General features: G+C 65.3%; 13 protein-coding genes. 8 read left to right on the top strand and 5 right to left on the bottom strand.

The genetic code is table 11. The annotated features are described in order from the left end of the window. Positions 1–14 precede the first annotated feature (14 nt). From F1735_RS02050 to F1735_RS02070, 5 genes are all read right to left on the bottom strand, one after another. Positions 15–674 (bottom strand): hypothetical protein, encoded by a 660-nt coding sequence (locus tag F1735_RS02050; RefSeq protein ID WP_167235364.1) that lies wholly within the window; start codon positions 672–674, stop codon positions 15–17. After that, positions 667–1,368 (bottom strand): hypothetical protein, encoded by a 702-nt coding sequence (locus F1735_RS02055; protein ID WP_167235365.1) that lies wholly within the window; start codon positions 1,366–1,368, stop codon positions 667–669. The genes F1735_RS02050 and F1735_RS02055 overlap by 8 nt, the downstream gene beginning before the upstream one ends. A gap of 132 nt (positions 1,369–1,500) precedes the next feature. Continuing rightward, complete coding sequence (locus tag F1735_RS02060; RefSeq protein WP_167235366.1) at positions 1,501–3,249, bottom strand: methyl-accepting chemotaxis protein; 1,749 nt, start codon at positions 3,247–3,249, stop codon at positions 1,501–1,503. Between the two features lie 219 nt (positions 3,250–3,468). After that, positions 3,469–4,137, bottom strand: a complete 669-nt coding sequence (locus F1735_RS02065; RefSeq protein ID WP_167235367.1) for a hypothetical protein — start codon at positions 4,135–4,137, stop codon at positions 3,469–3,471. A 3-nt stretch (positions 4,138–4,140) separates the two neighbouring features. After that, the gene (locus F1735_RS02070) at positions 4,141–5,844 is read right to left on the bottom strand and encodes a dipeptidyl-peptidase 3 family protein (protein WP_167235368.1); all 1,704 of its coding nucleotides are present in this window, start codon (positions 5,842–5,844) and stop codon (positions 4,141–4,143) included. 121 nt (positions 5,845–5,965) lie between these two features. Between F1735_RS02070 and F1735_RS02075 the strand changes: the two genes are divergently transcribed. The 8 genes from F1735_RS02075 to F1735_RS02110 all read left to right on the top strand — a co-directional run bounded on the left by F1735_RS02075 (position 5,966) and on the right by F1735_RS02110 (position 14,889). After that, positions 5,966–6,208 (top strand): DUF1427 family protein, encoded by a 243-nt coding sequence (locus F1735_RS02075; RefSeq protein WP_167235369.1) that lies wholly within the window; start codon positions 5,966–5,968, stop codon positions 6,206–6,208. After that, a complete protein-coding gene (locus tag F1735_RS02080) occupies positions 6,205–8,049 on the top strand; it encodes an amidohydrolase (protein WP_167235370.1) in 1,845 nt (614 codons plus the stop codon). Before F1735_RS02075 ends, F1735_RS02080 begins: the two co-directional genes overlap by 4 nt. Before the next feature lie 34 nt (positions 8,050–8,083). Beyond that, positions 8,084–8,767, top strand: coding sequence for a hydrolase (locus F1735_RS02085; RefSeq protein WP_167235371.1), 684 nt, complete (start codon positions 8,084–8,086; stop codon positions 8,765–8,767). Positions 8,768–9,023: 256 nt separating this feature from the next. After that, positions 9,024–9,857, top strand: coding sequence for an alpha/beta fold hydrolase (locus F1735_RS02090; RefSeq protein WP_167235372.1), 834 nt, complete (start codon positions 9,024–9,026; stop codon positions 9,855–9,857). Continuing rightward, complete coding sequence (locus F1735_RS02095; protein ID WP_167235373.1) at positions 9,854–10,540, top strand: YoaK family protein; 687 nt, start codon at positions 9,854–9,856, stop codon at positions 10,538–10,540. The genes F1735_RS02090 and F1735_RS02095 overlap by 4 nt, the downstream gene beginning before the upstream one ends. Then, positions 10,537–11,094, top strand: coding sequence for a TMEM175 family protein (locus F1735_RS02100; RefSeq protein WP_167235374.1), 558 nt, complete (start codon positions 10,537–10,539; stop codon positions 11,092–11,094). Before F1735_RS02095 ends, F1735_RS02100 begins: the two co-directional genes overlap by 4 nt. 100 nt (positions 11,095–11,194) lie before the next feature. Further along, on the top strand, positions 11,195–14,260 hold the full coding sequence (locus F1735_RS02105; protein ID WP_167235375.1) for a sensor histidine kinase: 3,066 nt from the start codon (positions 11,195–11,197) through the stop codon (positions 14,258–14,260). After that, positions 14,257–14,889, top strand: a complete 633-nt coding sequence (locus tag F1735_RS02110; RefSeq protein ID WP_167235376.1) for a response regulator — start codon at positions 14,257–14,259, stop codon at positions 14,887–14,889. Before F1735_RS02105 ends, F1735_RS02110 begins: the two co-directional genes overlap by 4 nt. The last annotated feature ends 21 nt before the right edge of the window (positions 14,890–14,910 follow it).

Genomic DNA, 14,910 nt, shown 5'->3' on the forward strand with positions numbered 1-14,910 from the left:
CGGACGTAAAAGGACTATCGATATCGGTTTAATCGTTCATCGACCTGGGCAAAAAGATTCTCGTTGGCATCTTGCGGGCCCTCGGCGATGGCGCGTTCGAGCAGGGCGACCGTGTCGTGCCTGGGCTCGCGGAAACGGGTGCGCACGCGCAGCATTTCATTAAGCAGCGCGGTATAGCGCTCGGGGTGATAGCGCGCGATCCAGGCCACGGCGGTCATGTCGGCGTAGGCTTCCTCGGTGCGTACGCGGCGCGCGAACCAATCGCGCACGGGGCCGATCCAGGCCACCACGGGCAACAGTTTTTCATTATGGGGAAAGCCGTTCAGGCGGCGGTGGCAGTGACCGACTTCATGCATCGCCGCGCCCGCCAAAAAGGTGTCGAGCAAGTCGGGGGCGATCATCGCGCTGAGCTTGTCGGCGGTTGGATTGTTGCTGGCCGAAACGATCAACGTGCAGCGCCCGTTCTCGCTGGCCAGCCCGACCGGCGTGTGGCCCGGCAAACCGTTGCCGGCGGCTATTTCCAGCTCGATCGGCATGCCCTGCGCGCGGCCGTAGGCGACCGCTTGCGTGGCGGCGGCGATCCACTGGGCTTCGGTGGCCGGCGCGGCCCACGCCACCGGGCCGGCCAGCGCCAGGAGCGCCAGCAAGGACGCGGCGGCGCACAGCTTATTCATCGTTGAGCAATCCGGCTTGCCACATGGTCACGGCATCATCGAACGGGGTGGCGCCACGGCCGAAGCCGTCGGCATTTTTCGCCAGGCGCACCCAGGTGCGCGTGTCGTGGCCGCTGCGTTCGGCCGGCACCGCGTCGCGCAGGGTCGACAGCCAGGCGTACACGCGGCCATACTCGGCCGGATGCTGGCGCTGGACCCACGACAGCGCGACCAGGTCGGCAAAACCTTCTTCGCGGCGCATTTCGCGCATGGCTTTCGATTCGGCCAGCAAGCGCGTGTCCTGCGCCTGTTCCTCACCGGTTTCGACGAAGCCGGCCGGCAGGGCATGCCACACGCCCTGTACGTAACGCCAGCAATGACCGATCTCGTGGGCCGCCATGGTTTCGATCAGTAAGGCACGCTCGGCTTGCGGCACCGTGTTGAGAATGTTTTCGGCAGCCGGGTTGCCACGCATCGACAGCACCAGCTTGCAGCGGCCATCGACAAAACCCATCGCCAGCGGCACATCGCCGGGACGGGCTTTTGGTTGCACGGTGATATCAATTGGCAAGTTGATACGTTGCGAATACGCCAACACGGGAGCGGCGGCGTTCAGCCAGCGCGTTTCCAGCTCGGTCAGGGCGGCGCCAGAGGCGGCAGCAGTGGCAATGAGGGTGATACCGGCGAGCAGCGCGGTCAAAAGGTGCTTGAACATGGCGTTTCCTCAGGAGGTCTATAAGTGCCTAAGAGCAATAATATAGACCTCTGGAACGCTTTGGGAAAAATATCTTTCCTTGTGGAAAATTCTCAACATGGCGCTATGTCAAGCTAGCGCTAGCGCAAACAATCAGAACGTTTCCCACTCGTCAGCAACAGTATTCTCAGTGACAATCTTGCGTTGCGGCGCGGCCGGGGTGCGCGCCAGCGCCCTGCCCCTGGCGGCCGGCTTGGCGGCGGTCGGCCTGGGCGCGGCCGGCGTAGGCGCCACGCGCGCCGTCATCCGCGCCGGGGCTGCGGCGCGTCCGGCGCCGTCGGCCAGCACGAACACGCCCACCACCTCGGTCAGCGAGGCCGCCTCATCATTGAGCGAGGAGGCTGCCGCCGCCGCCTGCTCGACCAGCGCCGCGTTCTGCTGGGTCGCCTGGTCCATCTGCCCGATCGCCAGGTTCACCTGTTCGATGCCGGCCGTCTGTTCCTGGCTGGCCAGGCTGATTTCGGCCATGATGTCGGTCACCCGTTTCACGCTGGAGACGATCTCCTGCATCGTGCTGCCGGCCTGGTCCACCAGGCGCGCACCGGCGTCGACCCGCTCGACCGAATTGCCGATCAGGGTCTTGATTTCTTGCGCCGCCGCCGCCGAGCGCTGGGCCAGGTTGCGCACTTCCGACGCCACCACCGCAAAACCACGGCCCTGCTCGCCGGCACGGGCCGCTTCCACGGCCGCGTTCAAGGCCAAGATATTGGTTTGGAAAGCAATACTGTCGATCACGCCAATGATGTCGACAATTTTTTTCGACGATTCATTGATCGACGCCATCGTATCGACCACCTGCGAGACCACCGCGCCGCCCTTGACCGCCACCTCCGAGGCCGACAGCGCCAGCGCATTGGCCTGGAGCGCGTTGTCGGCATTCTGGCGCACGGTGCTGGTCAGTTCTTCCATCGACGAGGCGGTTTCTTCCAGCGTGCCGGCCTGGCTTTCGGTGCGCGCCGACAAGTCCAGGTTGCCGGCCGCAATTTCGGACGAGGCGGTGGTGATGGTGGCCGTACCGGCCCGTACCTGGGCCACGATGGCCACCAGGCTGTCGCGCATGCCTTTCATGGCGAACAGCAAGCTGCTGTTGTCGCCGTTGACGGTGTCGATCTGGACCGCCAGGTTACCGGCGGCAATGCTGGCCACCACATTGGCCGCGTAATCGGGCTGGCCGCCAAGCTGGCGCAGCAGGCCGCGGCTGATATACCAGGCCGCCACCGACCCGACCGCCACCGCAATCGCGCACAGCACCGCCATCCACAGCAGGAAGGAACTGGCCAGGGTCGACGCGTTGTCGGCCTGCACCCCGGTCATCTTTTCTTCCAGGTCGATCAGGCGGTTGATGCTGGCCAGCCAGCCTACAAAAGCCGGGGCCGCCTGCTGCGCCAGCAGGGCGTGGGCCTCGGGCAGCTTGTCGGCCAGGCGCAGCGCGATCACGTTGGCGATCAGCGGCATGGTCTTGCGTTCGCTGTCCTTGATCCCGGCCAGCGCGCTCTTTTCCTCGGCGGTCGCAGTCGGGCTCTCGACCAGCGCGTCGAGCGGCGCGGCCGAGCGCGCATAGTTGTCGGCCAGTTGCTTGATCAGGTCCAGATGCGGCTGGGCGCCCGCAGCGTCGGCCGCCAGCACCACATCGCGCAGCGCGATGGCGCGGTCGTGTACGCTGCCGCGAAAATTGATCGCGTAGCGCTGCTTGACGTTATTGACCTTGTTGATTTGGTTCAGGCTCGCTTCGATGCTGCCCACGCGCGAAATCGCCATTGCCGACAGCACGACGATCAGCAAAAACACGCCGCCGAAGCCCACCGCCAGGCGCCGTCCGATGCTCATTCCAGAAGTATTCATGTCTCGCTCGCGAAAGTTATATAAGTGCCATGTGGCAACATCAATAAACTCTAGCACGGGCGTGGGTGCGCACAGTGGCCTGCGTTCAAAAGCGAGCGAATGTTCGGAGAAATCATCGTCAGGACGAGGAAAATCCCGCAAATGCGTGGTTTTCCTGTCTGTACACAAGGCCATGATTGGCGTTTCATTCATGCACGGGTGAATTGAACAATCCCGCTGCTAGCGACCGTCCCACCAGAGAGCGGGATCGACCCCTACCGGCAAGCACTCGACCCTGTAGTTGTCGAGCCGGCCGCCCTCCATCAAACAGTAGCGGCAATGCTGGTCGTCGGTGCATTCGCGCTTGCAGAACCGTTCGAGGTCGTCGATGGCCGCGTTCAGCCGGGCGGCGTTGATCTCGTACGCCTCGGTCGGCGTCCTGGCGTCGAAGGAGAATGGCAACCATGCATCGCTGTGCGGAAATATCTCAACATCCCTGCAATTGAAATGCACGTGGATGCTGAGCAATCTGTCGTAGCTTGATAATTTTCCGTTGTCATCGACCAATCGCGTACGCCCGTCAATGATGATCGTCGAGGGGAATAGATCGTCCCGTAAATGCTGCTGGCGCTTGACTTCCGCCATCACCAATTGATCGAAGCGCGTCCCCGGCGTGTAGGCGATATCGACGAATTGCTCATGATGCCTGCTGCCCGGCCCGCTGGCCCACCAGTTCAGGCACTGTATTTGCGACGGGATGAACAGTTCTCTCTCGCTCAGCAAGGCGATGCAGGGATCGAGCTGACCCAAAAATTGCGTGAAATCGGCCGCCGGGTCGCCGCTGCGGGGCGAGTCAAACGGCACGAACTCGTACGTCCAATAGGCCATTGGATAGATTGACCTGTTCATGCCTTATCGTCCAAGCAGCGTCGCCGCCGTGGTGAAGGCCGGACGAATATCGTTCGGCACCGCTTTCATCTTGTCGAGCGCTTTCTGCACGTCCGGCCGGATCACCACGTACTTGCTCATCATCTCCTTGGCGCGGGCATAATCGCCGGTCGCCTCGATGGTCAAAAACTCGCGGTTCAAATCGATCACCGCCTGCTTGATCTTCTTGAAATCGACCGAAAACGTGCCGTCGCCATGCGACACGAAGCCGCCTTGATCGAGCAGGTAATTGAGCTGGATCGCCATGCCGCGCGCGTGCGAATCGGTCAGCCCGAAATGCAGCGTGCGAAAGGCCGACGCCAGGAAAGTGTTATACAGCTTGCGCTCGGCCAGCGCGCCCTGCCCCAGCGTGTCTTTCAGCTGGCCCTTGTCCATCATGTAGGCCAGCGCCCACAGGCCGGCCATGTCGGCCTTGGCTTCCTCGATGGTCGAATACGCGTCTTTCAGATCCTGGCGCGGGGTCGATGGCTTGCCGCCTTGCGTGGTGGCATGCGGTCCCAGGCCGTGCGTGATTTCGTGCGCCAGGATATGCGTGAAAAAGGAATCGAAATCGAGGTCCTTTTGCGCCTCCGGGCGCAGTACCAGTTTGGTAATCGGCGTCAAGGTCGACTTGAACTTCGCTTCCTGGATATTTTTCAGCATCACGCGCTTGGAACCGCGCTCGCTGATGATGCGCTCGTCGTTCGGCAGGTTGTACGCGGCCGTCTGCACGCCCATATTGCCGTCGCCGGCGCCATACACCTGATTGACCACCACCATCGGCGCCAGCGCACCGACCTTGGGATTGCGGTACTGCTTGTCGAGCGGGAGGTTGTCTTCCAGTTCCTGCATGTGCTTGCTGAAAAAATCGAGCTTGCGGGTTTCTTTCTCGTCGCGGATATTCACATACGCCTCGAATGCCGCCTTGTAGCCGAACAGTTCATCGTTATACGTCTCGTACGGCCCGATGGTGATGTCGACCGGCGCATCGAGGTCCATCCACGCAAAGTCGGACGCCAGGTAATCGTTCGATAAAAACGCATCGGCGCGCAGGGTCAGGAATTTCTTGAGCGAGGCGTTGCCGGTGGCCGCCGCCGCTTCGCGCAGCAGTTTAGCCAGTTGTTCCAGCTCGGCCTTGTCTTGCTCGGCGTAGGTCACCGTCTTGAACTTGCCCTGCGCACCATTGCGGATGGTGGTGAAGAACCACTGCGCCTGTTCCTTGTCTTTTGGTGCGAGCGCGTTCATCCATGCTTCGAGCGTGGCCTTGGTGGCGCCTTCGGGGTAGAAATTGGCGCCTTCCGGTTTCTTGGACGGGATGGTGATGCCGGCGTACGTGGCCGGCATGAAGGACTGGTTACCGTCGAGGATGGACCACGGGCCTTTGTTCAGCCAAAAATAGTCCAGCCGGGCCTTGCCGAGGGCGCTTTTGTCTTTTTTGAGCGCGCTCCACAGGGCTTCGTTATGCGCCCAGCGCTGGCGCAGCTGCAAGGTATCGATGATTCTGGCCGCGTCGATCAGTTTGACGATGGCGGCCTTGTCGCCCTTGGACAGGGCCGACGTATCGGCGCGCAGCTCGACCGGGGCGTAGCGCTTGGCCATCTGCTTCAGTTGCGCCACATCGGCGGGTTGCCAGGCGGCGTTTGCGGCGCCGGCCAGCATCAGCAGGACGGGAAGGATAAGTTTTTTCATGGGCCTTGACATCAATAGGGTGGCAAAAACAGCATCCTGATTCTATCGCGCCTGCGCCCCGTCTTCCATACTCGTTTCGACAGGACCACCATCCGGCCCTGCCAATCTGAAGGAGTAAGCAATGTATCTGATGTCGATCGGAGCCGGCGTGCTGGCAGGGATTATCTACGCGTTGATCAACGTGCGTTCGCCCGCGCCGCCGGTCATTGCACTGTTGGGTCTGCTTGGAATGCTGGTCGGCGAACAGATGGTGCCCATCGCCAAGCGCGTCATCGCCGGCGAACCTTTGAGCATCGCCTGGTTCAAAACCGAATGCACCCCGAAAATCACCGGCCTCCCGGCCAAAGACAAGGATTGCGCATGAGCGCCTCCCTGATCCTCATCAACGGCCGATTCCACACCACGGACCGCGCCAACCCGTTCGCCAACGCGGTCGCCATCGCCGACGAGCGCTTCCTGGAAGTGGGCGACGCCAACGACGTGATGCGCCACCGCGGCCCGGCTACCCAGGTCATCGACCTGGCCGGGCGCACCGTCATCCCGGGCCTGAACGACTCGCACATGCACCTGATCCGCGGAGGCCTGAACTACAACCTCGAACTGCGCTGGGAAGGCGTGCCCTCGCTGGCCGACGCCATGCGCATGCTGCGCGAACAGGCCGAACGCACGCCGTCGCCGCAATGGGTGCGCGTGGTGGGCGGCTGGACCGAATTCCAGTTCGCCGAAAAGCGCATGCCGAGCATCGAAGAACTCAACGCCGCCGCCCCCGACACCCCGGTCTTCGTGCTGCACCTGTACGACCGCGCCCTGCTCAACCAGGCCGCGCTGCGGGCGGTCGGCTACACCCGCGACACCCCCAACCCGCCGGGCGGCGAGATCGTGCGCGACGCCGCCGGCAACCCGACCGGCATGCTGATCGCCCGTCCCAACGCGATGATCCTGTACGCCACCCTGGCCAAAGGCCCGGCCCTGCCGCTCGAACACCAGGTCAACTCCACGCGCCAGTTCATGCGCGAACTCAATCGCCTCGGCGTGACCAGCGTGATCGACGCCGGCGGCGGCTTCCAGAACTTCCCCGACGATTACGCCATCGTCGACCAGCTCGCGCGCGACAAGCAGCTCACCGTGCGCATCGCCTACAACCTGTTCACCCAGAACAAGGGCGCCGAACTGCAGGACTTCCAGGCCTGGACCAGATTGATCAAGCCGGGCGACGGCAGCGACTACTACCGCCACAACGGCGCCGGCGAAATGCTGGTGTTCTCGGCCGCCGACTTCGAAGACTTCCTCGAACCGCGTCCGGAACTGGCCGCCGGCATGGACGACGAACTCGAAAAGGTCGTGCGCCACCTGGTCGAGCAGCGCTGGCCGTTCCGCCTGCACGCCACCTACGACGAATCGATCTCGCGCATGCTCGACGTGTTCGAAAAGGTCAACCGCGACATTCCCTTCGACGGCCTGCGCTGGATGTTCGACCACGCCGAAACCATCACCCCGCGCAATATCGACCGCGTGCGCGCGCTCGGCGGCGGCATCGCCATCCAGCACCGCATGGCTTTCCAGGGCGAGTATTTCGTTGAGCGCTACGGCGCCGAAGCGGCCCGCCACACGCCGCCGATCGCCCGCATGCTCGAAGCCGGCGTTCCGGTCGGGGCCGGCACCGACGCCACGCGCGTGGCCAGCTACAACCCGTGGACGGCGCTCTACTGGCTGGTGTCCGGCCGCACCGTCGGCGGCTTGCGCCTGTACGGGGCCGACCAGCAGATGCCGCGCGCCACCGCGCTCGAACTGTGGACCTCGGGCAGCGCCTGGTTCTCCAGCGAGCAGCATCAAAAGGGACGCATCAAGGCCGGCCAGCTGGCCGACCTGGCGGTGTTGTCGGGCGACTTCTTCAGCGTGGCGGAAGATGACATCAAGGCCCTCGAATCGGTGCTCACCGTGGTCGGCGGCAAGGTGGTGTACGGCGCGGGCGACTTTGCCCCATTGGCGCCGGCCCCGATTCCGGCGCTGCCCGACTGGTCGCCCGTGAACGCCTACGGCGGCCACTACCGACCCACCGCGGCCCGCGCGGCGCTGCCGCACCTGTGCGCCGGGTCCTGTGGCGTGCATGGCCACGCGCATGGCATCGCGCGCAAATCGACCATTCCGGTCACCAGCCACACCGGCTTCTGGGGCGCGCTCGGCTGCAGCTGCTTCGCGTTCTGACCAGCCCCATTTTTCAACCCAAGGAGTGCATTGCATGAATCCGAAACTCGACGTCCTGACCCCGCAAAATTCGCAACTGATCTTCATCGACCACCAGCCGCAGATGGCCTTCGGCGTGCAGTCGATCGACCGCCAGGTCCTCAAGAACAACACGGTGGCGCTGGCCAAGGCTGCCAAAGCCTTCAACATCCCGACCGTGATCACCACCGTCGAAACCCAGGCGTTCTCGGGCCACACCTATCCGGAACTGCTGGACGTGTTCCCGAACCAGAAAATCCTCGAGCGCAGCTCGATGAATTCGTGGGATGACCAGAAAGTGCGTGATGCGCTCAAGGCCAACGGCCGTAAAAAAGTCATCGTGGCCGGCCTGTGGACGGAAGTGTGCAACAACAGCTTCGCGCTGTGCGCCATGGCCGAAGGCGATTACGAAATCTACATGGTGGCCGATGCATCGGGCGGCACCTCGAAGGAAGCGCACGACTACGCCATGCAGCGCATGATCCAGGCCGGCGTGGTGCCGGTCACCTGGCAGCAGGTGATGCTGGAGTGGCAGCGCGACTGGGCGCACCGCGAAACGTACGACGCCGTCATGGCGATCGTGCGCGAACACTCGGGCGCGTACGGCATGGGCGTCGACTACGCGTACACCATGGTACACAAGGCGGCCGAACGCACCACGGGCGAACACGACGTGCTGGCGCCGGTACCGGCGAAGTAACCCAGTTTGACCACTACCCCGTCGTTCCCGCGAAGGCGGGAACCCATAGCACCTTCGCTAATCGACGGTGCTTGGATTCCCGCCTGCGCGGGAACGACGAAGCTAACGACAACAAGAAAGCAACCATGTCCACCAACGACAACCCGAAAACCCTCTCCCGCCGCGCAGCCATACCGCCGGCGCTTCGCTGGCCGCCGCCATCCCCCTGGCCGCCATCAGCTCCGGCGCCCAGGCCGCGCCAAGCGCCGCCGCCATCATGCGCCCTGCCAGCACCATCACCACCAAAGACGGCGTCGAACTCTATTACAAGGACTGGGGCACTGGCCAACCGGTGGTGTTCTGCCACGGCTGGCCGCTCAACAGCGACAGCTGGGAATCGCAGATGTTCCACCTTGCGAACAACGGTTTCCGCGTCATCGCCCACGACCGCCGTGGTCACGGCCGCTCCAGCCAGCCCTGGACCGGCAACGACATGGACCACTACGCCGACGACCTGGCCCAGGTCATCGAAGCGCTGGACCTGAAAAACGCCATCCTGATCGGCTTTTCGACCGGCGGCGGCGAAGTGGCCCGCTACGTCGGCCGCCACGGCACCAGGCGCGTCGCCAAACTCGGCCTGATCTCGGCCGTGCCGCCGCTGATGCTCAAGACCGCCGACAATCCGGGCGGCCTGCCGATCGAGGTGTTCGACGGCATTCGCGCGGCCTCGGTCAAGGACCGCTCGCAGTTCTACCTCGACCTGGCCGCCGGCCCGTTCTACGGCTTCAACCGCCCCGGCGCCAAAGCCTCGCAAGGCCTGATCAACGCCTGGTGGATGCAGGGCATGATGGCCGGTCACAAGAACACCTACGACTCGATCAAGGCGTTCTCCGAAACCGACTTCCGCGCCGACCTGAAAAAATTCGACAAGCCGACCCTGGTCATCCACGGCGCCGACGACCAGATCGTGCCGATCGACGCCGCCGGCAAGGCCTCGGCCGCCATCGTCAAGCACGCCAGGCTGATCATCTACCCTGGCGCCCCGCACGGCCTGACCGACACCCACAAGGAGCAGGTCAACGCCGACATTCTCGCCTTCGCCAGATCGTGACCCCCGACCAGCGCAACCGCCTTCGCAGCATCGACATGGGCTTCCTGGCGGGCTACGTGGACACCCTGGGCTTCGTCGCCCTGTTCGGATTGTTCACCGCCCATGTCACCGGTAACTTCGTGTTGATCGGGGTTGCGCTGGCCGACGCCTCCAAGGCCTCGATCCTGCTCAAGTTCCTGGCCTTCCCCGCTTTCATCGCGGGGATCGCCATGGCGCGCCTGCTGATCCTGGCCTGCGACAAGCGCCAGTGGCCGGCGTTGAAACTGGCCCTTCTGCTGCAAGTGGTCCTGCTGGCCGGCTTCATGCTGGCCGGGATGGCCGCCTCGCCCATCGGCGACGCGCCTTCCACGCTGGCCATGGCAGCCGGCCTCTTGGGCACCGCCGCCATGGGCGTCCACAGCGCCAGCAGCCGCCTGCTGCTGGCGCAACTGGCGCCCACGTCGATGATGACCGGGAACGTGACCCAGGTCGTCATCGACAGCATCGACGTGCTGCGCGGCGCCGGCGACGCCGCCACCAGCGCGCGCTGCGGCAAATTCTTCTGGCCCTTGCTCGCCTTCGGCATCGGCGCCATCGGCGCCGCCTTTGCGTTCATGGCCTTCGGCTTCATCGCCCTGATCGTCCCGATCGGCATCCTGTGCGCCGAAATGGCGCTGCCCGAGCCAGGCAAGGGGGCCGCATGAACAAGGTGCGCCTGGAAGCGTTCAGCGATGGCGTCATCGCCATCATCATCACCATCATGGTGCTGGAACTGAAAACCCCGCACGGCCCGGCGCCGCACGACCTGGCGCCGGTGCTGCCGGTGATGCTGCGCTACCTGCTCAGTTTTATCTATGTGGGCATCTACTGGATCAACCACCACTACCTGTTCGACAAGGTGCAGAAGGTCGACGGCGTGGCCATGTGGGCCAACCTGCACCTGCTGTTCTGGATTTCGCTGATCCCGTTCGTCACCGCGTGGGCCGGCGAGCATCCGTTCGAGCCGGTTCCGGTGGCGATGTACGGCGCGGTGCTGCTGATGTGCTCCATCGGCTTCGTGGTGCTCGACGAAGTACTGCGCAGGAGAGGCGCACTGCATGCCGGACCCACGCGCCCGAGCTGGATGGAGCGCAAGAACCTGGCGTCGATGCTGCTGTATGCGCTCGCGATCCCGCTCGCGCTGTGGTACGCGCCGGCCGGCTCCGCCGTGCATGTCGTCGTCGCCCTGCTCTGGCTGCGCCCGCGCGCGCACTCTTAGCCACATGGCGCCGGTGGTATCATCGCGCGCCATGAACAGCGACTTTGCCGGCCGCTGCCCGCCAGGCGAACAGGACCCACATCGTATGACACCGCACAGCATGTCCAGCACACCGTGGCGGCGCAAGGCCGCCCTTGTGCTGGTGCTCGCGTTCGGCGGCGCGGCACAGGCGCAGGTGCGCTCGTTCGAGCAGCTGGAGCACCGGCGCTGGGTCGCGGCCGACGGCGGCCCGAGCCAGGTCGGCGCCATGGCCCAGACGCGTGACGGCTACCTGTGGCTCGGCACCAATGAATCGCTGTTCCGCTTCGACGGCGTGCGTTTCGTGCGCTACGAAGCGCCCGGCCTGAACACGCTCAATATCGTCGCCTCGCTGCTGGCCGTGGACGACGAATTGTGGGTCGGCCTGCGCTTCGGCGGCGTGCGCGTGATCGGCCCGGGCGGCATGCGCGAACACCTGCCCGGTCCCAACCTGCCCGAAGGCGCTATCTACAGCCTCGCGCGCGACAGCGCCAGGGCGATCTGGGTCGCCGCCGACGATGGCCTGGCGCGTTACAACGGCGCCCACTGGGAACGGATCGGCTCCGACTGGGGCTTCCCCGGCAAAAAGGCGCGCGCGGTGTTCGTCGACGGCGGCGGCACGCTGTGGGCCGCCAACGAAAACCGCCTCCTGTACCTGCCCAAGGGCGAACGCCGTTTCGTCGACAGCGGCCTGGCGGTCGACTGGGTCGGCCAGATCGCGCAGGCGCGCGACGGCGCCATCTGGCTCACGGAGCGCTACAGCGGCAAGATCCATCGCGTGCTGCTGTTCGATGGCCACCTGACGACCGGCACCCTCGCCATCGACACGCCGGCCATCGGCCTGCTGTTCGACCGCGGCGGCGGCCTGTGGATCAGCACCACCGGCAACGGCGTGCAGTACGTCGACAATCCACGCGGCATTGGCGCCATCAACACGCGCACCACGTTTTCGGCGCGCGATGGCTTGAGTTCGGACTTCATCTGGAAGATGCTCGAAGATGGAGACGGCAACCTTTGGGTCGGCAGCAACGGGGGGCTGGACCGCTTTCGCCAGCGCGCGCTGACGCCCGCCGGTTTTCCGGCCGGCTCGCTCAACTTTGCCCTTGTCGCCGCCAACGACGGCAGCCTGTGGGGCGGTCCCAGCAACCGGCCCGCCATGCGCCTGATGGATGGCGCCATTGACGTGCTGGACATGCCGGCGCCGGTGTCGTGCGCCATGCGCGACCTTGACGGCGCCATCTGGATGGGCGGCCCGTCCGGCATCTGGCGCTCGCGCGGCGCGCGCCTGGAAAAATTCGCCGACCTGCCGCCGGCCGCGCTGGCCGAATCGTCGGTGCGCGCGATGGCGCGCGACGCCGGCGGCGACCTGTGGGTCTCGTTCAATCGGCTTGGCCTGTTCCGCCTGCACGACGGCGTGTGGATCGCCACGCCGCCGCCATCGCCCTCGGCCAACCAGCGCATGCCGGTTTCCGCTTCGGCCGACGCCAGCGGGCGATTGTGGTTCGGCTACCGCGACAATCTGCTGGTCACGCGCGACGGCGGCGACGAAAAACACGGCGGCGAAAAGCGCTGGGGCGAGGCGGACGGCATGGACCTCGGCCACGTCACCGCCATCACCCATCACGGCCAGCGTACCTGGGTCGGCGGCCAGCGCGGCATCGGCTACATCGACGGCCAGCGCTACCACGCGCTGCGCCTGCCCGACAACGGCCTGTTCGCCAACATCTACGCCATCATCGTGGTGCCGGTCAAGGATGGCCGGGGTGACGACCTGTGGGTGCATTCGCGCTCGGGCATCTTCCAGCTGACCGCCGCCGAACTGGCGCGCGCATATGCCGATGCGAGCTACCGCATCGGCTACCGCTCGTACGACCTGATGGGCGGGCTGGCGAACGACCCGTACCAGGTGCTGCCGCTGCCGACGGCGGTGCGCAGCCGCGACGGGCGCTTGTGGTTCTCGACCAGTAACGGCGTGGCCTGGATCGATCCTGAGCGCCCCCATCCGGAACAGGCCAGGCCGACCGTGCTGATCGAATCGGTGCAGGTGGACGGCGTGCGCGCGGGATCCAGCGCGGCCTCCGGCGCAGCCGCCACGCTGGCTCCCGGCGCGCAGCGCATCGTGATCGACTATACGGCCCTGAGCCTGTCCGCGCCCGAACGCCTCAATTTCCGCTACCGGCTCGATGGCTACGACATGGGCTGGCAGGATGCGGGACGCCAGCGCCAGGCCGTCTACATCGGCCTGGGCGCCGGCAAGTACCGCTTGCGCGTGGTCGCGCACAACCAGGACGGCCTGCCCAGCACGCGCGAAGCCGTGTTCGACTTCGCCATTCCGCCGGCGCTGTACCGCCAGCCGCTGTTCCTGCTGCTGGCCGGGGCGCTCGGCTTCGGCGCCTTGTGGATGCTGTACCGGATCAATATGCGGCGCGCCGCCGAGCGCCTGCGCGAACGCATCGAGGAGCGCCACAGCGAACGCGAACGCATCGCACGCGACCTGCACGACACCTTGCTGCAGGGCGTGCATGGCTTGATCCTGCGCTTCCAGGCGATTGTCTACACCATCCCGGCCGGCAGTCCGGCGCGCCACAGCCTGGAAGATGCGCTCGACCGCGCCGACCAGGTGCTGATCGAGGGGCGCGACCGGGTGCGCGACCTGCGCATCGGCGCCATCGACCTGAGCGAACTGCACGACGCCTTGCACAAGCTGGGCTCGGAACTCGAACAAAAAGGCGGCGCGCGCTTTTCGCTGAGCGTGCGCGGCACGCCGGCGCCATTGCGCCCGCTGGTGCGCGATGAGGTGTACCAGGTCGGGCACGAAGCCATCGTCAACGCCTTCCGCCACGCCCATGCGCTGCATGTGAAGGTCGATATCGACTACGGCGCGCGCCTGTTCCTGATGACGGTCGACGACGACGGGCTGGGCATCGACGCGAGCTACAGGACGCCGCAGGGACGGCCCGACCACTGGGGCTTGCGCGGCATGCACGAGCGGGTCGCGCGCATCGGCGCGCAACTGATCATCGACAGCGACCCGGCGCGCGGCAGCGAGATCCGGCTTGGCATCAAGGCGCAGCTGGCCTACCGGCGCCCGCAACGGCGCCTGTTCGCATGGCTGCGTACAAAAAACGATAAAAGGGGAGAACAATGAATCCTGAAACGCCACCCATCCGGGTGCTGGTGTGCGACGACCATCCGATGATGCGCGAAGGGATCGCCGCCGTCATCGCCAGCCAGCCGGACATGTGCCTGGCCGGCGAAGCGGGCGACGGGCGCGAGGCGGTGGCGCAGTACCGCGCGCTGCAGCCGGATGTGGCGCTGATCGACATCCAGATGCCGGACATGAACGGGATCGAAGCGATCCAGGCGATCCGCGCCGAATTCGGGCAGGCGCGCATCGCGGTGCTGACCACCTACCGGGGCGACGCGCGCGCCTTGCAGGCCATCCGCTCGGGCGCGCAGGCTTACCTGCTCAAAAGCGCCCTGCGCAAGGAGCTGACCGAGGCGATCCGCGCGCTGGCGGCGGGCAAGCGCTATTTTCCGCCGGAGATCGCGGCCGAACTGGCCAACCACCTGGGCCAGGAACGCCTGACCCCGCGCGAGGTGCAGGTGCTGCAGCTGATCGCGCGGGGCCACAGCAACAAGCAGGTGGCGGGCGAGCTGGCGCTGTCGGAAGATACCGTCAAGGGGCACCTGCGCAATATCATGGACAAGCTGGGGGCGAACAACCGCACGCACGCGGTGACGATTGCGATCGAACGGGGGTTTATCGGTTTGTAAGGCGGCTGGCGTTTCGTGCCA

Origin of the sequence: Massilia genomosp. 1 (assembly GCF_011682185.1) — a bacterium.
In the GTDB taxonomy this organism is placed as follows: Bacteria; Pseudomonadota; Gammaproteobacteria; order Burkholderiales; family Burkholderiaceae_D; genus Telluria_A; species Telluria_A rubra.